This is a genomic window from Streptomyces kaniharaensis (assembly GCF_009569385.1).
Taxonomy (GTDB): domain Bacteria; phylum Actinomycetota; class Actinomycetes; order Streptomycetales; family Streptomycetaceae; genus Kitasatospora; species Kitasatospora kaniharaensis.
On record NZ_WBOF01000001.1, the window covers coordinates 6,107,731 to 6,127,563 of the forward strand.

A 19,833-nucleotide genomic window follows, 5' to 3' on the forward strand; every position below is an offset into this window, starting at 1 on the left:
ACGTCCGTTGCACCGCGATCCCCGCTTCCGAGCCGTATATCAGCGAATGCGCATCACCCAGGCGGATCTTGACGAGTTCTTCTGGCTGCACCAGGAGATGCAGATCGCGACGAGGGAGGCCCAGAGCGCGACCGTCGACAACATCGGCCGCCTCGACACCGGGGTGTCCCTGCTCCGGCAGGCCCCCCTGCCCACCCGCGAACCGAACACCCTCGGCGTCCTGATCACCCGCATCGATCTCGCCGCGACCCAGACCGCACTCCAACAGGCCGCCGTGAAGGCGGAGTTCCAACGCAGCTCCGGCAACACCAGCCTCAGTCTCATCGACGACACGTGGGACTACCCCCGTGCCATGCGCGACGCCTGGCACGCCGACGAGCTGGAAACCCGGCGCCGGCAGGCCGCCGCGGCCCGGGCTTTCGTCGAACGCCCCGGCGCAGGGACCATGCTCATCCCCTGCCCGCCGCTGGGCTCGATCATTTACCCGGTCTGAGGAGGGTCGGACAGGCGCTGAGGAGGGCCGGACAGGCGTGGTTGCCGGTGAGGCTCCTTCGCCGGCTTCCGTCCGCCATATCGCGCGCCCGCCGTCCATCGAGGTCCGGACCTCGAGCCGGCCCCTATCGGGATGCCCGGTCCTTCGTACGTCCGGGTCCTGCTTACATCAGCTCCGATGACGGGACTGTATCCCCACCATGGCCGGGCGCTTGGCGGCCGGGCCATGGGGCCAGAACCGATCGTGGTGAGCTTCCAGTAGCAGCGGAGGTCGACCTGGCGGCATGCTCGGGGACCGGGGAGGCGGGCCGGCTTCTCCGGCGTGCGGGTGCGCGGCCGGTCCGCACCCGCGGCTGGCCAGCGCGGCCCACGAAGGGCGTGTCGGCCGCACTTGCGGCGGGCACGCCGCTGGGAACATCCGGCCGACGAATGACACACTGTCCAAGCGTAGTCTGAGAATCGGATGATCCAGGGGACGGCTGCGAACTCCAGTGGGATGCTGTGACTTTGGTCTGACTACCGTACCGACCCCGGGGGAGCCACCTATGCCGCTGTTCGGCAATCGCAAGAACCTTCCGAAGCCGCTGTGCGACGAGCACGGCCCGTGCAAGGCGCTGGCCAGGATCTCGGTCTTCGAGGTCCGGGACCGGCTGCGGCTGCTGGTCACCCCGACCCGCGCACTGGGCCCCGACCCCATGGCCCGGCAGATCGACGACGAGCTGTCGGTCGTCCTGTGCGTGAACGGCGGGAAGCGGGGCGGGGCGACCGAGGCCCTGTCAATAGCCGAGCACGCCGCCGACCAGTGGAGCGTCAGCCGGGCCGAGCTCTGGGAGCGGGCCTTCGCCAACCTGACCACCGAGCAGCTCAACCGGCAATCCTTCAACGCGACGAACGGCGACGTCCTCTACGCCGTGAACGGGACGGGGGCGTGGCCCGGTGCCGCCCAGGCCCTGCGCCTGGAGAACGCCCTGGGCGGGACCGACCTGCCCCACGGCGCGCTGGTCACCCTGCCGACGAGCAACGCGTTCTGCGCAGCGCCGATCCGCAGCGGCTCGTCGCTGAACGCGATCCGCTTCATGATCGACCTGTCGAAGCAGCTCCAGGTCAACGACCCGGCCCCGCTGACCTCGTCGATCTTCTGGTACCGGGACGGCTGGCTGGAGAACCTGAACGTCGGCGACAACGGCATGATGCGGCCGTCCGCCCGCTTCCGGGAGATGGCGAACAGTCTCCCCGCCATGTGACCCCGGTCATGGCGGTCGCGGCGTGGTGGCCCTCCTCGAGCCGGACGGCCAGCGGCATGGGCTGTGAACAGGCGGGGCAGTCGGGTGTTTCGTTGCCCGGTCCGGGTGGCTGGCCGGCCGGGCCCGGCGTACCGGCGCAGGTCATCAGCGTCGTCACGGCGGTGGACTCTACGGCAGGGCGCCGACAGCCACATCGGCGACTGGCGGGGAGCGTCATTCCGAACCTGCCATATTCCGGCAAGCAGCAACCGGGCAGGCGTCCGCTGCTGTAGCAGGGCCGATCGCCTGTGCTGTCCGTCCCCGTGGTTAAGGTGACGGCATGGCACAGACGCTTCCGCACCTGATCACCGAGACGGCGGTACTGTCCGCTGCTGGCGCCGGACTCCGGCACTACACGCTCGGGCCGGCGCTCATCGCTGCAGGAACGGACGCCACTGTCGTCATCCTCATACCCGGAGACGACCCGGAGACCGGCGTGCAGAACTCCAGCAGGATCCTCCTGTGTGGGGAGAAGGTGCCGGACCTCCGCTCACGGTTGGGCTCCTGCGATGGCCCACCCACTCAGCTGTTCGCACGACTTGAGCAGGGATACCTCCCTCTTGGCACCGCACTCCGCCGGGGAACAACTTGGGGATGCGACGGCTTCGACCAGATCGAGTTGGAGTTCGACCAGCCGCTGAGCCGAGCGGCGCTGGACGCGGTCAGACCGGTCCAAGCCATCGGTCCGGTACCGGGAGTGGACTGGGTCGACCAGGTGGAGTCGGACCCGATCCGGGCCCTGGAGTCGTTCGCCCTCGGCTGGTTCCCTGCCGATCAGGTGGAAGCATCGGGGAACGACGGGGCGGGAGCGCAGGGTGACCTGCCGGAGGCGCTGGCCGCGTTCCACCGCCTGGCCCGTCTGCGTCCAGCCCTCCGCGAGTTCCACGACCCAGTCCTGGAACAGCCGGAGCCTGCCAGCGGACCGCTCGGGGACAGACTGGTCTTCGCACGGTGGGCGCAGGGCTACCGGGACTGGTCCATCCCCTGGCCATCGCGGGAGCAGGACGGATCCGATCCCGTCGTGTGGCAGACCGAAGACCCCCAGAGCGCCGCCTACCAGGAGACGACCGTCGAACACGAACCGCTCAGCCGCTTCCTCCTGAAGTTCACCCTCTTCGAGGCCATGATCGCCGCCCCGTACCATGCCTGGACCTACCGCCTGCCGGCCGCGAGCCTGAATCCGCTGCTGAGCACGCTCCGGTCGGTGCCGCTGAGCCCGTTCCTGCCGGCCCACGACGCCGCGAGGTTCTTCGTCGCCCCCGGCCTGATCACGGCGGTCAGCACCGACGGGACCGATGCGGGAATCAGCTTCGCCGCGCTCCACCGCGGAACCCTGACGGCACTTCTCGACTACGGCTTCCGCTGGTTCCGCTTCGACGGCTGAAACCGGAACCACAACCCGAGCAACCACCGCTTGGCCCGCCCGAGAGACAGAGGCGGGCCGACGACGCGGCCGACGGCTACGCGCAGGTGTCGAGCATCTCGGTCAACGCCGTCTTCTCCGGCTCGGTGACGGACAGGCCGTAGACGTGCTTGATGTCGGTCCAGGCCCGGGAGTAGGTGCACCAGTACAACCACAGCGGCGGTCGCCAGGCGTCCGGCCCCTTGTCGGCTTTGCTTCGGTGCGAGGCGGCGGAGACCGCGACCAGCTGGCTATGGGTCAGGTCGTTGGCGAAGGCCTTGCGCTTGTCCGTGGTCCAGGTGTCGGCGCCCGCCGCCAACTCGCCGCCAACGGGCCAAGATGGTCGATATCCAGCTGCTTCGCGTCGGTGAAGGTCTTGTCGTCGTAGGGGCTGGTCTAGGTGCCCGAGACGGCTCGGCACTGGTCGTCCTGGACGACGTCCTGGCCGTCGCGCTGCAGGACGACCTCGCGGGTGTCGCAGGTGCCGTACTGCTTAATCCAGTGCGGGAAGCGGTCCCGCGAGTACCCCTCCATGGAGTGCGGGGCCTCGACGACAAGTTCGTCCAGCTCGGTGCGGGCCTGCTCGGCCGGGGGCGGCTCGGGGAACTGACGGTGCCGGGCGACAGCAGCAGCGGTGGGAGCGGTCGGCTCGGCTGCGGCGGCGGCCGGGGCGGCCGCGGGGATCAGGGCGAGGGCGAGCGCGGCGACGGTGCTGGCGCCTCGGTGCCACCAGGCAGAAGTGATCATGCAGCAAGGGCTACCGGCCCGGGCGGGGCTGCCAGCGTACCGTCACCCGGTGGTCGGCGAGCCGCCGTCCGGGTTGACACCGGCCGGGGCGGTAGCGGAGCCGCGGTGCGTCGCTGCCCGGTTGGAGGTCCGGGCCTGGAGGTAGGCGGTCCAGTCGGTGGCCGCGCGGGCGCGCCATCGCGTGAGGGTGATGAGGTTGAGGCCGAGCATGGGGGCGAGGACGGCCGAGGGCATGTCCTGGGCGAGTTGGACGAGGGCGGCGGCCCGGGCCGGGCGGCTGGGGATGCCGTGGGCGGTGAGGCGGCGGACCAGTGCGGCGCCGGTGATATGTCGGCCGGGCTCGGTCGAGGGGAAGAGCCAGTGGTTCGGGTGGTTCGCCGCCCAGCCCGGTGGCCGCGGCCGGTCGGCGAAGTCGGCCAGGAGCCGGGCCAGGGGGTCGGGCAGGCGGATGGGCACTTGGTCCAGGACGAGGACGGGCTCGCCGGTCCGCACGGTCACGGCGTCGGTGGGCAGCGCGGCGATCCGGGTGACCTCCTGTCCGAAGAGCAGGAGGATCGCGCCGGCGGCGCGGACGTGGGTGCGCCCGCCGCCGGATCACTCAGCGCATTCGATCGCTGACCGCGTCGGCAGCATCGTGTCACCCTCATCGGGCCAGCGGCCTTCTATGTGGAGTTGGATGAGCGCGGCGTGGGAGAGCGGGCTGGCGGGATCGGTGACATCGCCGTTGGTGGTGTAGTCCAGGAGTACAACATCCTTCTTGTCGCGGAGCCGATCGACCAGATCGGCGACGCGGTGTTCGAGGACCCATCGGTAGGCCGGCAGATAGATCCGGCGCCGGGCGGTCTCGTAGGGCAGCAGTTGGTCGCCATGCAGACCGGTGCGGTGGCCTTGGACGGGGCCGTGTCGACGCACCGTCCGCTTCAGCCCCTTCATCGTGGGGATCCTGAGCTTGGCGGGGTCGACATCTGACTCCTGGAAGACCTTGAGGGCCTGCCAGATCCCTTCGACGGACTGGCTGGTCACGCCGTCGCAGTAGGGAACGGGAATGCCGCCGTGGGGGTAGAACGGGCTCAGCCGCACCCACGGTTCGGATGCCCTGGAGGTCACGTCGATGATCTCCGCGCCGGGGAATGCGGTGGTCAGTGACGTCATCGCACGGCGACGGCTGGCAACACGGATCGACATCTGAAGACTCCCTGCCTCGGTGACATGAGCCACCCAGCATCCCCGATGCCACTGACATCACCCCACGGAACCACGTAGGGCGGCGTCGTTCGGTCTTGTCCGTTGCTGTCGATTCAGACGGTTGGTATGGGCTGGCGGTTCGGAGACAGGTGTGGAACGAAGGCAGGCACGATCTCCGGGTGATCACGAGTTCAGTACCCCCGGGACACCCTTGGGCTGATGGCGAGGCGAACCTCGCACTCGCCTCGTCCGGCCGCAGTCGGCAGTCCCCGCCACACTGCGAACCGCCGCCGCCACTTCCGCAGCTGCGCCCTGCGGTCGAACCACGCCCCGTCCTCCATTGGCGGCCTGCACTCCACCTGTACCCCGGAGGCCTACCGACCCCGAGAACTTGACCCACCCCCAAGAACTTGGCCCCGAGGCAGGTGGAACGCGAACAGCCCCACCGGGTAGGCGGGGCTGGCGTGGTGGCGATTCCGGGCACGCCGGAGGCGTTCGAACCCTGGATCACGGGTTGGTAACGGCGTAGGGGGCTAGCTGCAATGCCAGTGACTTTGTGGTCCGTGCCTCGTTGGTTGTGGTGTGGCGAGGGTGGGGCAGGTCAAGTCGCCTGCGGGTGAGCGGTTGTCGGACCGGATCGCGATCGGGGTGCTGACCCAGGCGTTTCCGCCGGGTCTGGTCGATGAGGTGATCGCCGAGACCGGGCGGGGCGAGAAACGCAGCCGTCTGCTGCCGGCGCGGGTGGTCGTGTACTTCGTCCTGGCGATGTGCCTGTTCTTCGGGCAGGGCTATGAAGAGGTCGCCCGGCTGCTGGGTGAGGGGCTCGGGGACGGGCGGCGGTCGTGGCGGGTGCCCACGACCGCCGCGATCGGGCGGGCCCGCCGGCGGCTGGGCCCGGAGCCCTTGCGGCTGCTGTTCGCGCGGGTATGCCGTCCGGTGGTGGTGCCCGGGACGGCGGGTGCCTGGTACCGGCGCTGGCAGCCGGTCGCGGTGGACGGGACCACGCTGGACCTGGCGGACACCGAGGCCAACGACGAATTCTTCGGCCGGCCGGGATCAGGGCGCGGGAGCGGCGCGTTCCCGCAGGCCAGGCTGGTCGGGCTGGCGGAGTGCGGCACCCACACCGTGTTCGGCGCCGCGTTGGGGCCGCTGTCGGTCAGCGAGCAGACCCTGTCCCGGCAGTTGTTCGCTCACCTGCGGGCGGGGATGCTGCTGCTGGCCGATCGCGGCTTCTACGGGTTCGAGCTGTGGCAGCAGGCGCGGGCCACCGGCGCGGACCTGCTGTGGCGGGTCAAGAAGAACGCGGCGCTGCCGGTGACGCGGGTGCTCGACGACGGCTCCTACCTCAGCACGATCCACGCCGAGCGGGACCGCGGGACGCGCCGCAACCCGGTGACGGTGCGGGTCGTGGAGTACACCCTGGCCCGCACTGGCGAGGCAACCGTCTACCGCCTGGTCACCACCCTCCTGGACCCGAAGGAGGCACCAGCCGCCGAACTCGCGGCACTCTACGTCCAGCGCTGGGAGATCGAGACCACCCTGGACGAGATCAAGACCCACCAGCGCGGCCCCAGGCTCGTCCTGCGCTCCAAGTACCCGTGGGGAGTCGAGCAGGAGGTCTACGGCCTCCTGCTCGTCCACTACGCGATCCGACAGCTGATGCACCAGGCCGCCCTGCACCAGGGCATCGACCCCGACCGGCTGTCCTTCACCCGCAGCCTGCGGGTTGTACGCCGCCAGGTACCCGCCCAGGCGGGACTTTCCCCCCGGCAGACTCGCCAGGGCACTCACCCGCACCCTGGCTGAGATCGCCGAACGCCTGCTGCCCGAACGCCGCCACCGGACCTGCCCCCACGTCATCAAACGCAAGATGTCCAACTGGCCCCTCAAACGCGCCCAACACCGCAACTGGCCACCGCCCCAACCGGCCACCGTCACGATCACCCAGCGGGACACAACTTAAGTCACTGGCATTGGGGCTAGCTGCGAGAGCGTTCGACGACCGCGGCGGCGTCCTCGTCACGTCCGGGGCGGACGGCCCAGACCAGTACCCGAACGTTGATCACGTCCGGGTCGTGGCCGGCCAGCACCTCGTCGGCGGTGGTCTGTGCGAACTGCTCGGCATTGCGCGTCGGGTCGATGTCTACGATCTCGACGGGCGCACGCTCTACGTAATCGTCGACCTCCCATCCGTACGTGGTTTGCAGGTCGACCCGGTACGCGAACAACATGTGTCCGTCGATCACGGCCCGTACCCGGTCCTCAGCGATGTTGAGCTCGACTGCGATCACGTCGATGGACAGGCCGCCGGCGGTGAACGCTTCGAAGACCAAGGGGATGAGCTGGCTGTTCGGCCATCCGGTGGCGGCGCGGTGGTGGGCGCGGGCATGGCGAAGCATGGCGAGCGAGCGCTCGGCGTCGTCGTGGGTGAGCTGCGGCTCGTCCTGCTGCTGCTCGGGCATCGTCTGCGGGTTCCTAGATCGAAGTTCCGCCTGGCACAGGCGAACTCCTGGCGGCTGCCACGGTCGAGTATGCCACGCGGTCCGGCGCGCCGCGCTATGACAGTCGGGAGCTGGCCCCATGGAGAGCCCCCAGGAGTTCGCGGCAACTTTCGGCCGGCTCAAGGCCGGCGGCTTCCTCACCTGCGACGCCTTGGGCGGCTACATGAGCCTCAGTTCGACGCTGCGCGGATCCTGATCCCAGAGGTGGTCCGGCGCCTACGGCTTCCACCTGGCCAGCAGGTTGCGTATCAGCGGGCGACTGGCGGGGCCGTGCCCGGGGGCCTCCGACCTTCCGCGGGCACGGCAATGGGCGTATCAGGCGAGCGCCAGACTAATCTGGTCATTGAAGATCACCCAGTGCTGCCCGGGGTCGGCAACGTTGCACAGCTTCGTGGAGACATTCATGGTCTGCCAGGTGTTGGCGAGGCAGTAGGCCGGGGCGAAGGTGAGGGAGATCTGTTCGCCGGAGACGGTCCAGTACTGCCCCTGGTCGGTGGGGTTACACGGCTTCACCGAGACACCCGGGGTGCCCCAGGCGTTGGCGAGGCAGTAGCCTCGCGCATTGGTGAGGGAGATCTGCTCTCCCGAGAGGGTCCAGTGCTGGCCGAGGTCGGTGGAGTTGCACGGCTTCGTGGAGACGTTCGGGGTCTGCCAGGTGTTGGCGAGGCAGTAGAGACCGGGGGTGCGCGGGGTCGAGTGGGCGGCGTGGGCGGCCCCAGCCTCACCGGCCGGCAGGAAAGAGGCCGTCAGCGCAAGCGTGGCGACGGCGAGCGTCTTGCGGAGTGCGATTGCCATGAGGAAGCTTCCGTTCTCGTTGCAGGCCGTGCAATTCGCACGCGACCATTAGGTGTTTTCGAAGCCCATGCCTGAGTGCACAGCAATTGGTAGCACTGCTCGTTGACGAACTAGCAGTGCTACGAGACGCATTCATCCGAACGGGTAATCATGGGGTGATCTGGCATGTGTCAAGCGGTGAGAGATCCCGGAGCGTGCGCCAAGACCGGCCGCGGAAGCACGGCCGCAGTGCCGCGCCGCAAGCGGCTGGCGGGGCATCTGGAGGAGGGGCATCCGGCGGCCGTCGATGCCCAGCTGTGGGGGTTGCCGACCTTGGCGGCCTTGGCAGGGATGGGGGTGTGGTCGAGGTGGACGCGGCGCTGGCGACAGGTCCGGAACGTGGCCCTCCAACGAGGGCCTCCAGCAGATCCGGTGATCACGACGACCGCGATTATGACCGCCATCTCTGACAAGCCGTATGGGCTGCTCCGCTGCGTCTGCCGGGGTCATGTCCTCGCGGATCCGTTCGGCGGACCGCCCGGCACGGAGCAGCGGCGGGCGTTCGAGCTGAACTGCCACTGGCGCAACGCGCTGCCCCTGGCGTGGTGGTCGAGCGGTTCAGCGGTGGTCGCTTCGGCCTGCCGCTGGTCGTGGAGGAGCGTAGCGGCCGTCGTCGTGCTCTCAGCCTGTGGTCGGCGGTCGTTGGTTGTGGGTGTACGGGACGGGTTTGCCGGTGACGGCGTCGGCCAAGGTGCGGGTGCCGAGTGGCTGGTGCAGGACGGCCTTGAGCTGGGCGATGCCGCCGTCCTCGCATCCGATCCCGGGGCCCGAGGCGTCCCGGCGCTTCAACAGCAGTGTGACCTGGTTCGCCGTTTCCCGTGTCACCAGGTCGGGTTTGTCGTCGCAGCCGCTCCAGGCGACCTCGATCGTGATCGTGCGGTCGTCCGCTGCTACGGTCGTGTTTCTCGTGGACGGGTCGTCGAGCGCGATTCGGCCGAGAACTGATGCGTCCCGTCTCTTGTACGGGAGCGGATAGTCATCACCCGACGCGTAGCATGCCGACACCCCGACCCCGATCAACCCCAACACGGCTATCCAGCGCTTGTCGCGGGCCGTCAGTTCCACGTCGGTTCCTTCCCCCTGTCGTGGATCAGGGTAGGCCGGCCTGCCCGAGGGCGGTCGTCGGGCGAGAGCATGAAGTACGACGCGTGGACAACCAGGTCCTCGCGGACCTGATCGTGCGTACGGCCTGCGCCGCCGGCATCGCGTCCGCGTCCGGGCTGCGCGTCGGAGGCGAGGCCGGGTACCGCCTCATCGAGGGCGTGGCGGGGCACCGCCGCCAGTACCGCCTCGGGTTCCCCGGGCTCCCCATGCTCACCTGCTGACACGACCTGGTGACGCTCAATCCGCACAGCCCTGCTTCTTGATCAACTGCTAGGACGGTCCCGCCTGGGAACGAGGCCCGACACGCCCTACCGGGGCCGCAGCCCGGCCAGGGCTCCCCGCACCGGCCGGGCGGCCAGGCCGGGGCAGGGCCGGACGGCAGGGACTCGTCGATCGGGGTCCATCCGAGGGCGGCGGCCCGCTCCCCGCGTGCGGCCTCGGCAACGTCGGCCTCGGTGTACGAGACCAGCAGGCCGTCGTCACCGCACTCGATGCCGAACAGCAGCGGCCCGTTGCTGATCGAATACCCGTACAGGGGCATGCCCTGGGACAGGCCGGTAGCCCGGGTCTCGGCGGGCAGCGTCCGCAGGAACCCCCCGAGAATGGTCCGCAGCTCCTCCCAGTCCCCCGCGGACTCCCCGCGAGGGTGCTCCAGCTCAAGTCCGGAGCCCTCCAACACCCCGACGAAACCCTCCCCGCACTGGGCGTACCAGGACTCCCACACCGCGCTCGCCTGCAACACGAGTTCCGGTCCGCTCTCGCCGGCGCGCAGCTCCAGGGTCACCGCGCCCTGGCGCCAGCGCAGGAAGGGCTTTCCCCAGGGGGGTCCAGCCGATAGCCGGACGGGCAGGTCAGCCCGTGAGCACCGAGGTACGTCGCGTCGCCGAGGACCTGCCGGACCGCGTCGGCGGCCCTCCGGAACTCGTCGACCTGTGCCGGGACTTCAGCAGCCGGCCGGCTCACCGGAACCACGAGCTCCAGGAACTCCTGGGACGGAGCCCATGCGCGCGCCCGCGCGTTCACCGGCACGAGCATCGCGTCCCCGCCGGGAAGCCCGCACGTCAGCCGTATCCCGCCGTCCACCTCCCCGGCCCACTTCCAGCCGAGCCGGGCCACGAGGTCGCGCAGGTCGTCCGCGCTCCATCGCAGCCCGATGCTCGCGTCCGTCAAGTTTCGGGCGACGGCCACGATTTCCTCATTGGTGATTGCGCTTCTTTCCTACCAGGCGCCACCGACACGCGCTGCGGGAGCCGGTCGATCTTCCTCGGCCGGGCGATAGCGGTGGCGGCCCCGACGTCTGTGGGCCGCAGGACCTGCTGGACCTCTCTCGCGCCGCGGTCTACTCCAGCCACATCCGCGTGATGAGGGCGGGCCGGCCATCGGACCGTCCCCGGTGGACCGGGGCAAGGCTGGCAGCAAGCACCACCTGATCGTCGAGGCTGAGGGATCTGCAGGTCGCCGTGCGCGAACACCGGAGTCCACGGCCGCAGCGCGGCCTCGGCGACATGGCGGTTTTTGGCTAGGAGTCCAAGGGTCAGTCATTCCCGATTGGGTGCAGCTCGTTTCGAGGGACGGGTTGGAGAAGGTGGGGCAGACGCTTGCCACTTTGGCGTGAATTAGGTGCTACGTGGCAGTAGGCCATATTCGTACTAGCTCTAGCCGCACGATTCCGGCAACCCTTGGGCCTGCGCGGATGGCCGGTGACGGCGGTCGCGTCAAAGGCCCTGCAAAATCCGTTCGGAAAGAGGAAGCAATGCGATCTTCTCTGGCAAGGGCACTCGTCACCACGGCCACCATCGTCGGGATCGCCGCTGGGAGTCTTGCGGGCGCGAGTGTGAGCCTTGCGGCCCCCCAGCAGGCGGCGAAGCCCGCGGTCAGCAGCCCGCACGTCTCCCTCCTCGCAGTGAACAACCTCGGCCTGAGTACAGCCAGGGCCATGAACTGGCAGAGCTGCCTGAACGCCTGGGGCTTCAACGCCGGTACCGTCGACGGGCAGTTGGGTACCAACAGCTGGCAGGCAGCGCAGAGGATGCTCAACGCCTGGGGCTACAACGCCGGTACCGTCGACGGGGTCGTCGGACCCAACACGATCACGGCGCTGCAGAAGTTCCTGAACGCCGTTGGCTTCAACGCCGGAACCCCCGACGGGGTCGCCGGAACGCAAACCAGGACCGCGTTCTGGAACTACAACGCCACGGGCTGCTGAGCCAACCCGGAGTGCCGCGTGGGTCTGGTCGGGCGGGGCTGCTCGGCCAGACCGGCGCCCCGAGGGCGGCTGGCGGTCCGGCGAGGACCTGGTGCCGCATGGGAGCGGGGCAGCGGGTTAGTACCAACGCCGTTCAGTCAGGGCTTGCAGAGGATTAACGGCTCTTCTGACTGATGTGTGGGTCATGCTGGAGCGAGTTGGCGCCCTGGCAGTGTCGGGCGTTCGCCGCCGAGGGTGAGCATCACCAGGGCGACGACCGCGTCGGCGGTGCGGAAGCCGAAGCCCCGGCGGATGATCAGTCTCGTCTTGGTGTTGGTGGACTCGATCAACCCGTTCGACAGCCTCTCGACCAGGGGCGTTGACGATGGCCTCGCGGTGGCGGCGGACCCTGCGGCCGAGCTCGACGAACGCCTCGATGCGGCTGCGTTGTGCCCACGACAGCCACCCGTCCAGGGCGTCGACGGCTGTGCCGGCGTCCTGCTCGCGGGGCGGTGGCGAAGACCGTGCGCAGGCACACGGTCATGTACCGCTGCCCCTTGCGGTAGGAGATCTCGTCGATGCCGATCCGGCGCAGGCCCGCCAGCCGGTCGAGACCGGCATCGCGGTCGGCCACGAACCGCTCCACGATCGCTCCGACCGTGCGCCAGGACGTGCGCATCAGCTGCGCGACCGCGGACTTGGAGCACTCGGTGGCCATCCAGGCTGCCTGCCGGTCGAAGGCGTGGGTGTGGCCGGCGCCGTGCCGGGCCCAGGGGACGGCGGCCGTGACCACCCCGTGCTCGCGGCAGGCCACCCGGGGCGCGTCGGCCTCCAGGAACACCTGGGTGGTGCCGGCGTCCAGGCACCGCCAGCGTCGCCGGCCCCGCCCCTGGTCGTAGCCACGCCCAGGGCGGCGGCAGACCCGCACCGACCCCGTTCCCGCGCCCTCGGGCGCACCCCGGCGACCAGCACGCCGGTGTCCTGGTCGATCTCAACCCGCTTGACCACGGCCCGTTCGACCGTCAGCAGCTTCTTCCATGTCCTGTTCGCAGACACGCCGCCGTCTTCCTGCATGTGGATCTTGACCTCAGAGGCCAAGAACCATACGCAGGAGACGGCGTGTTTCGCGTATCAGCCCAGCTCAGAGCACCCACACATGCGGTGGAAGAGCCGTAAAAACCGGCCGGGCCCGGTGCGTCGAGACACGCCGGGCCCGGCCTGATCGTAGCGGGGACAGGATTTGAACCTGCGACCTCTGGGTTATGAGCCCAGCGAGCTACCGAGCTGCTCCACCCCGCGTCGGTGAACCCGACTCTACGGCACGTCGGGAGCAGAACGCGAATCCATTCCTCGCATGATCTGGGCATTCCGGGGACGGTAGGGGTTCGGCGGCCCGTTTCTGATCTTGCTCCGGCAGGGGCCGTTCATGTGAAGTCCTGTCATTCGCGGGCGTCTTGGTCAGTGCGCTGGACGCAGTCCTGCAACGAGGAGTGCGACGAGCCGGCGTGCGTCGTACCGGGGGTCGTCCTCGGCGCCGATGCAGAGGTTTCCGATGCCGCGCATGAGCTGGTAGGCATCGATGTCGGTGCGGATCTCGCCGGCGGTGGCAGCGGCGTCGAGCAGTTCGGTGCACGCCGGCACGAGGCGTTCGAGGAAGTAGGCGTGCAGTGCCTCGAATCCGGTGCTGTCGCCCTGCATCGCGGCCGCGAGTCCGTGCTTGGTGACCAGGAAGTCGACGAAGAGGTCGACCCACCCCGCGAGGGCGGCGTGAGGTGTCGGGCCGGCGGCCAGCAGGGCCGGGCCGGCTTCGGCGCACGCGTCGACCTGGTGGCGGTAGACGGCGATGACGAGGTCCGCCCGGGTGGGGAAGTGGCGGTAGATCGTGCCTATCCCGACGTCGGCCTTGGCCGCGATGTCCCGCACCGGTGCATCCACGCCGGAAGTGACGAAGACCGCGGCGGCCGCCTCCAGCAGGGTCTGCTGGTTGCGCCGGGCGTCCTTGCGCTTGGACCGGGCCGAACTGCCCGCCTCCTGGCCGCTGTCGTTCACCGCGCCACTCCTTTCAATATCGACCTTGAAAAACGGAACAGCGTTCCGTATCGTAAGTGGAGCAAGGTTCCGCTTCATCCATGATGACAGACGGGACGGCCGTCAGCCTTTCGCTGTCGTCATCCCGCTCCACCTGGGGCGAAGAGTGCGCGCCGACCGCGCCCAGCGCCGATACCGCGGCACACGGACGCGGAGGCTCAGGCACTTCTTCCGCCCTAAGCCCGGCCTGCGACATCGCCGGCTGCCGGGCCACCGAACCCGAGCGTGCGAAAAAGCACCGAATGGAAGGCACTTCCATGTCCGATTCGAAGACCACGCACGTGCGGCACCACACGGGCGCGCCCACCACGGTGGTGTCGGCGAAGCCGGTCGTCCTGCCCGCCCCGGGCCGGGGCGAGGACCTCCAGGTCCGCGTGTCCGCGCCGGCGGGCGGCGGCGGCCTGCCCGTGATCGTCTTCTCCCACGGCTTCGGCTGGTCGATGAACGGCTACGCGCCGCTGGCCGACCACTGGGCGGCTCACGGCTTCGTGGTCGTCCAGCCCACCCACCTCGACTCCCGGACGCTCCGCATCTCCGCCGAGGATCCCCGTACGCCGCGAATGTGGCGCTTCCGCATCGAGGACATCACGCGCGTTCTCGACGGACTCGACGTGCTGGAAGCGTCCGTGCCGGGCCTGGCCGGGCGCGTCGACCAGGGCCGCATCGCCGTGGCCGGCCACTCCTGGGGAGCCCAGACGGTGAGCGCGCTGCTGGGTGCGCGCGTTCTCGACGCCGACGGCGTACCTGGCCAGGACATGTCCGACCCGCGCGTCAAGGCGGGTGTGCTGCTCGCGCTGACCGGCCTCGGCGACGACCTGACCCCGTTCGCCGCCGAGCACTTCCCCTTCATGAAGCCGTCCTTCGACACCATGACCACCCCGGCGCTCGTCGTCGCCGGCGACAAGGACCAGTCCCACCTGTCCACGCGCGGACCGGACTGGTTCACCGACCCCTACACCTACAGCCCGGCTCCCAAGAGCCTGCTCACACTGTTCGGGGCGGAGCACTCGCTCGGCGGCATCCCCGGCTACGAGGTCGCCGAGACCACCGACGAGAACCCCGCACGCGTCGCCCTGATCCAGCACCTGACCACGGCCTTCCTGCACAGTGCCCTCGATCCCGCGGACACCGGCTGGGAGGCGGCCGCCTCAGCGCTTCAGGCGGCCCCCGACCCGCTGGGGACGCTGCAGAGCAAGTAGCCGAGCGGGTCGCGAGATCTGCCGCGCGGCATGCGGACGCGGGCACCCGGTGCCCACCCCGCAGGCCCCGCCCGGCGGGCCAGCGACGCATTCATCACGCCCTCCGCCATGGCCGGCGAACTCCACCTGGTGTGAGCGCGAGAACCACACGATCCAGAAAGGGCACGACATGATCCTGGTCACCGGAGGGCTCGGCTTCATCGGCTCCCACACCGCGCGAGCGCTTCTCGATCTGGGCGAAGACTGCGTCGTCGTCCAGCGCAGCACCCGTCAACTCCCGGCCTTCCTCGAGGACGCGCGCATGACCGTGGAGCCGGCGGACATCAACGACCGCGAGGCCCTGCTCGCCATCGGCCGGCGCCACGACATCACCGGCATCGTGCACCTGGCCGGGTCCCACCCCTGGCCGCCCGTCCCCGACGCGCCGGTCGAGGCGACCCGGCAGGCCCTGGGCGGACTACTGAACATCGCGCAGGCAGCGCAGGAATGGGGCGTACGGCGTCTGGGCGTTGCCAGCACGATAGGCGTCTACCTCGGTGCCGCCGGCGAGGGACCGCTCAGAGAGGACGCTCCGCTGTCGATGCACGCACCCGTCTCGATCCCCACCTTCAAGAAGATCGGCGAAATGCTCGGCGACTTCCTCGCCGACACCACCGGCATCGACATCGTCAACTACCGGATCTCGGGCACCTGGGGCCCGCTCGGCCACCCCGACCCGTTCTTCGCCGCGCCCGCCCTCGTCCACGCCGCCGCGCACGGCACCGCCCCCGACCTCTCGCACCTCGTGAGGCCTGCCTTCGCCGAGGACGGCATCGACCTCACCTACGTCAAGGACACCGGGCGCGCGATCGCCCTTCTCCAGCTCGCGGACAAGCTCAACCACCGCACGTACAACGTCGGCTCCGGCCGGGCCACCACCAACGCCGAACTGATCGAGGCGATCAGCAAGGCGGTCCCCGGCGCCCAGGTCGACCTCCCCACCGGAGGCGAGGCACCGCACCTCGTCCTCGACATCAACCGGCTGACGCGGGACACCGGCTACCGGCCCGAGTACGACACCGAGCGAGCCGCCGCCGACTACATCGCGTGGCTGCGCGCCGGCAACAAGCGCTGACCGGGTGACACCGGCGTGTGGCCCGGGGCGGCGCCTCGACGACAGCGGGTACCCGGCCGGGCCAGACACCCCCAGGCAGACCGCCCGGGGCGTGCCTCTTTGTGCGGGGCCGATGTCACACCTTCGCGGGCTGCCCGGTCCAGTCCTGTGAAGCCGCGCGGAGAGCAGCGCGGGGTAGGGGAGGAGCAGTGCGATGCAGCAGCACGTCGTGGTCATCGGTGCCGGGTACGCGGGTTTGACGGCGGCCCTTCGGGTGAGCCGTCGTCACCGGGTGACGCTGATCGATCCGAGGACCGAATTCAGCGAGCGCATCCGGCTGCACGAGGTGGCCGCCGGCCGTGCGGCCGCGAGCGTTCCGCTGGGTGAGCTGGTGGCCGGGCGCGACGTCACCACGGTCGCCGCCCGGGTCGTCGCACTCGACCCGGACGGCCGGACGGTGACGCTGGACGACGGCGTGGTGGTCGGCTACGACCGCCTGGTGTACGCCCTCGGCAGCCGGACCGACACCGCCGGGGTGCCCGGCGTGGCGGAGCACGCCTACACCGTCGAGCGGGCGGGCGAGTTGAGTGCCCGGCTGGCACAGGGTGGCGGCACGCTGGCCGTCGTCGGGGGCGGGCTGACCGGCATCGAGCTGGCCGCCGAGCTCGCGGAGGCCGCCACCGGCTGGCAGGTCCGGCTGGTCACCGGGCGGGAACCGGGTGCGGGTCTGTCGGCCGGGGGACGCCGGCATGTCGCCGCCGCTCTCGAACGGCTCGGCGCCCGCGTCCACGCGCACACCCGGGTGACGGCCGTCCACCCGGGCGGGCTGTCGACGGACCGCGGCCAGATCGGCGCCGACGTGGTGGTCTGGGCGGCGGCACTGACCGTTCCGACCCTCGCCGCCGAGGCCGGCCTGGCCGTCGACGCCCGGGGGCGTGCCCTGGTCGACGCCACACTCCGCTCGACCTCGCACCCCGACGTGCTGGTCGTCGGCGACGCCGCGCGCGTGCACGCTCCCGGCATCGGGGAGCTCCGGATGGCGTGTGCCACGGCGATGCCGACCGGCGCCCACGCCGCCGAGGTCATCGATGCGCTCGCCAAGGGCCGTGAGCCCAAGCCGTTCCGCTTCCGCTACGTCGCGCAGTGCGTCAGCCTGGGCCGCGACGACGCGGTGATCCAGCCGGTCCGCGCGGACGACTCGCCGCACCGCCCGGTGATCACCGGGCGCGCCGCCGCCAGGATCAACGAGTGGATCAACCGCTACACCGTCGGCGCCCTGCGGGCGGAACGCCGTCGGCCCGGCACCTACCGGTGGGCCAGGCCGCTGCGCGCCACCGCCCCGGGTGTGGCCGCCGTCGCGGGGGCGGGCGGAGCAGGCTACCTCCTCGGCTGAGCCCGGCCTGGCTCTGCGGACGGGCCGGTGTCAGTTGCTCGTGAGGATGACGAGCTGCCGGGTCGCCCGGGTCATCGCGACATAGCGGTCGACCGCTCCTTCGACACCCTCGCCGAACGCCTCCGGGTCGACGAGGACGACCAGGTCGAACTCGAGCCCCTTCGACAGCTCGGGGGTCAGCGACCGGGTGCGGGACGTCGCCCGGAACGTTGGATCGCCGATGACGCAGGCGGTCCCGTCGGCGTGTGCGGCGAGCCAGGTGTCGAGGATCGAGTCGAGCTCCGCGACGGATCCGTGGACGACGGGGATGTCGCTGCGGCGGATGGAGGTCGGCACGTTGGCGTCCGGGAGTACGGCGCGGATGACGGGCTCGGCCTCCGCCATGACCTCCTCCGGCGTCCGGTAGTTGACGCTGAGGGAGGCCGCCTCGACCCGGTCGAGCCCGATCCGTTCGAGCCGTTCGCGCCACGACTCCGTGAACCCGTGCCTGGCCTGGGCGCGGTCCCCGACGATGGTGAAGCTCCGGGACGGGCAGCGGAGCAGCAGCATCTGCCACTCGGCGTCGGTCAGCTCCTGGGCCTCGTCCACGACGATGTGCGCGAACGGGCCGGCGAGAGGTTCCGGGTCGGTGCCGGGCAGTGCGGTCTCGTCGATCAGGCTGTCCCGCAGGTCCTGCCCGCGCAGCATGGTGACCGCGCCCTCGCCGTCGTCGTCGGCCCGGAGGAGGTCGTCGATGACGTCGGCCATGCGCGCGCGTTCGGCGGCGACGGTGGCGTCGTGCCGGCGCTTGCGCCGTGCGGCCTCGGGGTCGCCGAGGCGGTGCCGGGCCGCGTCGAGGAGCGGCAGGTCGGACACCGTCCAGGCCTGGGCGTCCTCGCGCTGCAGCCTTCGGACCTCGTCGCGGCCGAGCCAGGGGGCGCACATCCGCAGGTAGGCGGGGACCGACCACAGGTCGCCGACGAGGTCGGCCGCTTCGAGCAGTGGCCACGCGCGGTTGAGGGTCGTGACCAGTTCCCGGTCCTGCTGCAGTGACCTGCGGAACAGGTCGGGCGAGACGTCGTCGAGGTCGTACTTGTCCATCAGGATGGTGGCCAGTGCCTCCCAGATCTGGTCGCGAGCCTCGTTGTGCGGAGTGCCCGGCTCCGGCGCGTCGAACGCCTCGGCCCAGTCGTCGGCGGTGAGCCAGAGGTCGGACCAGTGGGTCTCGACCGTCATCCCCTCGGTGGGCGGCTCCTCGTAGAGCCGGACGGCCTTCTCGATGGCCTTCACCATGTCCGCGGACGACTTCAGGCGAGCCACGTCCAAATCGGTCTCGATCGCGGCGCCGGCTCCCTCGGCGACGAGGTCCCGCAGGGTGCAGGTCCGCACGCCCTCCTCGCCGAGGCTGGGGAGGACGTCGGCGACGTAGGCCAGGTAGGGCTGGTGCGGACCGACGAACAGCACGCGGCCCCGACGGTGGCCGAGGCGCGGGTCGGAGTGGAGGAGGTAGGCGGAGCGGTGCAGGGCGACGACGGTCTTCCCCGTGCCCGGACCGCCGTCGACGACGAGAGCGCCGCGGGATCCCGCCCGGATGATGGCGTCCTGGTCGGCCTGGATGGTGGCGAGCACGTCCCGCATCCGGTCCGACCGGTTGGCGCCCAGGCTGGCGATGAAGGCGGACTGGTCGTCGAGCGCGGCGTGCCCTTCGAGTCCCTCGGCGGTGAACACCTCGTCCCAGTAGTCACCGATCCGGCCGCGGGTCCAGCGGTACCGGCGGCGCCTGGCCAGGCCCATCGGGTTGCCGTGGGTCGCCGCGAAGAACGGCTCGGCCGCGGGGGAGCGCCAGTCGACCAGCAGTCGGCGGCCCGTGCTGTCGGTGAGGCCGAGCCGTCCGATGTACACGGGCTCGAGGTCGTCCGTGCTGACGATGTGTCCGAGGCACAGGTCCGCACCGAAGCGACGCAGGGTGCGCAGGCGACCGGTCAGCCGGTGGATCTCGACGTCCCGGTCCATCGCGTCCCGGCCGATGCCGCCCGGGGCCCGGCGCAGGGCGTCGAGGCGGTCCGACATGTCGGCGATCGTCCGGTCGAGGCTCTCGGCGACGGCCGCGAAGTGCCGCTCGTCGGCGGCGATCAGCGCCGGGTCGGCCTTTGGGGAGAGGTGGTCGGGAAGGTCGAACGCACTGGTGGTCAGAGGGGTCGTGTCGTCCGACAAAAACGCGTGCACTTCGTGAATCTCCCGTTTCCGCAGGTTCTTGGCCTCGGCGAGCGATTCTGAGGTACGACCGGGGCCTTGCCGCAAGGCCCCTGGTGCGCTATACGTTGAGAGTGGCGGGGAGTGGGGTGTCC

General features: G+C 70.3%; 17 protein-coding genes, 1 tRNA gene and 4 pseudogenes. 10 read left to right on the forward strand and 12 right to left on the reverse strand.

The window, feature by feature from the left end:
• The first annotated feature begins 46 nt into the window (after positions 1–46).
• The 3 genes from F7Q99_RS41575 to F7Q99_RS27290 all read left to right on the forward strand — a co-directional run bounded on the left by F7Q99_RS41575 (position 47) and on the right by F7Q99_RS27290 (position 3,159).
• Positions 47–493 carry a hypothetical protein gene (locus F7Q99_RS41575; RefSeq protein ID WP_230210337.1) on the forward strand — a complete coding sequence of 149 codons (447 nt, stop codon included), beginning with the start codon at positions 47–49 and terminating at the stop codon, positions 491–493.
• 544 nt (positions 494–1,037) lie between these two features.
• Positions 1,038–1,736, forward strand: coding sequence for a hypothetical protein (locus F7Q99_RS27285; protein ID WP_153465594.1), 699 nt, complete (start codon positions 1,038–1,040; stop codon positions 1,734–1,736).
• A gap of 319 nt (positions 1,737–2,055) precedes the next feature.
• On the forward strand, positions 2,056–3,159 hold the full coding sequence (locus F7Q99_RS27290) for a hypothetical protein (RefSeq protein ID WP_153465595.1): 1,104 nt from the start codon (positions 2,056–2,058) through the stop codon (positions 3,157–3,159).
• Positions 3,160–3,235: 76 nt separating this feature from the next.
• Here F7Q99_RS27290 and F7Q99_RS27295 read toward each other — a convergent pair.
• The 3 genes and pseudogenes from F7Q99_RS27295 to F7Q99_RS27305 form a co-directional block, all read right to left on the reverse strand.
• Positions 3,236–3,924: pseudogene (locus F7Q99_RS27295) on the reverse strand (HNH endonuclease).
• A gap of 42 nt (positions 3,925–3,966) precedes the next feature.
• Positions 3,967–4,422, reverse strand: coding sequence for a hypothetical protein (locus F7Q99_RS27300; RefSeq protein ID WP_153465596.1), 456 nt, complete (start codon positions 4,420–4,422; stop codon positions 3,967–3,969).
• Between the two features lie 96 nt (positions 4,423–4,518).
• A complete protein-coding gene (locus F7Q99_RS27305; RefSeq protein WP_153465597.1) occupies positions 4,519–5,109 on the reverse strand; it encodes a DUF6939 family protein in 591 nt (196 codons plus the stop codon).
• A gap of 582 nt (positions 5,110–5,691) precedes the next feature.
• Between F7Q99_RS27305 and F7Q99_RS27310 the strand changes: the two genes are divergently transcribed.
• Positions 5,692–6,915 (forward strand): IS4 family transposase, encoded by a 1,224-nt coding sequence (locus F7Q99_RS27310; RefSeq protein ID WP_326847156.1) that lies wholly within the window; start codon positions 5,692–5,694, stop codon positions 6,913–6,915.
• A gap of 173 nt (positions 6,916–7,088) precedes the next feature.
• Here F7Q99_RS27310 and F7Q99_RS27315 read toward each other — a convergent pair whose 3' ends face one another.
• From F7Q99_RS27315 to F7Q99_RS27325, 3 genes are all read right to left on the reverse strand, one after another.
• Positions 7,089–7,571 carry a hypothetical protein gene (locus F7Q99_RS27315; protein ID WP_153465598.1) on the reverse strand — a complete coding sequence of 161 codons (483 nt, stop codon included), beginning with the start codon at positions 7,569–7,571 and terminating at the stop codon, positions 7,089–7,091.
• 354 nt (positions 7,572–7,925) lie between these two features.
• Positions 7,926–8,405, reverse strand: coding sequence for a ricin-type beta-trefoil lectin domain protein (locus F7Q99_RS27320; protein ID WP_153465599.1), 480 nt, complete (start codon positions 8,403–8,405; stop codon positions 7,926–7,928).
• A gap of 660 nt (positions 8,406–9,065) precedes the next feature.
• A complete protein-coding gene (locus F7Q99_RS27325; RefSeq protein ID WP_153465600.1) occupies positions 9,066–9,509 on the reverse strand; it encodes a hypothetical protein in 444 nt (147 codons plus the stop codon).
• 83 nt (positions 9,510–9,592) lie between these two features.
• Here F7Q99_RS27325 and F7Q99_RS27330 point away from each other — a divergent pair, with 83 nt between their 5' ends.
• Positions 9,593–9,769, forward strand: coding sequence for a hypothetical protein (locus F7Q99_RS27330; protein WP_153465601.1), 177 nt, complete (start codon positions 9,593–9,595; stop codon positions 9,767–9,769).
• 559 nt (positions 9,770–10,328) lie between these two features.
• On the opposite strand, the gene F7Q99_RS27335 is transcribed toward F7Q99_RS27330, so the two are convergent.
• The gene (locus F7Q99_RS27335; protein WP_153465602.1) at positions 10,329–10,736 is read right to left on the reverse strand and encodes a hypothetical protein; all 408 of its coding nucleotides are present in this window, start codon (positions 10,734–10,736) and stop codon (positions 10,329–10,331) included.
• Between the two features lie 128 nt (positions 10,737–10,864).
• Here F7Q99_RS27335 and F7Q99_RS41580 point away from each other — a divergent pair.
• Positions 10,865–10,995, forward strand: a pseudogene (locus tag F7Q99_RS41580) (IS5/IS1182 family transposase); the annotation flags it as partial.
• On the opposite strand, the pseudogene F7Q99_RS41585 reads toward F7Q99_RS41580, so the two are convergent.
• Positions 10,994–11,068: pseudogene (locus F7Q99_RS41585) on the reverse strand (aminoglycoside phosphotransferase family protein); the annotation flags it as partial. The pseudogenes F7Q99_RS41580 and F7Q99_RS41585 sit on opposite strands and share 2 nt — an antisense overlap.
• Positions 11,069–11,301: 233 nt before the next feature.
• Between F7Q99_RS41585 and F7Q99_RS27345 the strand changes: the two are divergent.
• A complete protein-coding gene (locus F7Q99_RS27345) occupies positions 11,302–11,754 on the forward strand; it encodes a peptidoglycan-binding domain-containing protein (RefSeq protein WP_153465603.1) in 453 nt (150 codons plus the stop codon).
• Between the two features lie 182 nt (positions 11,755–11,936).
• Here F7Q99_RS27345 and F7Q99_RS27350 read toward each other — a convergent pair.
• The 3 genes and pseudogenes from F7Q99_RS27350 to F7Q99_RS27360 all read right to left on the reverse strand — a co-directional run bounded on the left by F7Q99_RS27350 (position 11,937) and on the right by F7Q99_RS27360 (position 13,782).
• Positions 11,937–12,807 (reverse strand): annotated as a pseudogene (locus tag F7Q99_RS27350) (transposase).
• A 151-nt stretch (positions 12,808–12,958) separates the two neighbouring features.
• Positions 12,959–13,032 (reverse strand) — tRNA-Met (locus F7Q99_RS27355).
• A 159-nt stretch (positions 13,033–13,191) separates the two neighbouring features.
• The gene (locus F7Q99_RS27360; RefSeq protein WP_326847157.1) at positions 13,192–13,782 is read right to left on the reverse strand and encodes a TetR/AcrR family transcriptional regulator; all 591 of its coding nucleotides are present in this window, start codon (positions 13,780–13,782) and stop codon (positions 13,192–13,194) included.
• Between the two features lie 296 nt (positions 13,783–14,078).
• Between F7Q99_RS27360 and F7Q99_RS27365 the strand changes: the two genes are divergently transcribed.
• The 3 genes from F7Q99_RS27365 to F7Q99_RS27375 all read left to right on the forward strand — a co-directional run bounded on the left by F7Q99_RS27365 (position 14,079) and on the right by F7Q99_RS27375 (position 17,506).
• Positions 14,079–15,020: an alpha/beta hydrolase family protein gene (locus F7Q99_RS27365; RefSeq protein WP_153465605.1), complete on the forward strand. Its 942-nt coding sequence runs from the start codon at positions 14,079–14,081 to the stop codon at positions 15,018–15,020.
• A 169-nt stretch (positions 15,021–15,189) separates the two neighbouring features.
• Positions 15,190–16,134: an NAD-dependent epimerase/dehydratase family protein gene (locus tag F7Q99_RS27370; protein WP_153465606.1), complete on the forward strand. Its 945-nt coding sequence runs from the start codon at positions 15,190–15,192 to the stop codon at positions 16,132–16,134.
• Positions 16,135–16,327: 193 nt separating this feature from the next.
• Positions 16,328–17,506, forward strand: coding sequence for an NAD(P)/FAD-dependent oxidoreductase (locus F7Q99_RS27375; protein ID WP_153465607.1), 1,179 nt, complete (start codon positions 16,328–16,330; stop codon positions 17,504–17,506).
• 30 nt (positions 17,507–17,536) lie between these two features.
• On the opposite strand, the gene helR is transcribed toward F7Q99_RS27375, so the two are convergent.
• Complete coding sequence (gene helR / locus F7Q99_RS27380; RefSeq protein WP_153465608.1) at positions 17,537–19,699, reverse strand: RNA polymerase recycling motor ATPase HelR; 2,163 nt, start codon at positions 19,697–19,699, stop codon at positions 17,537–17,539.
• Positions 19,700–19,833 lie beyond the last annotated feature (134 nt).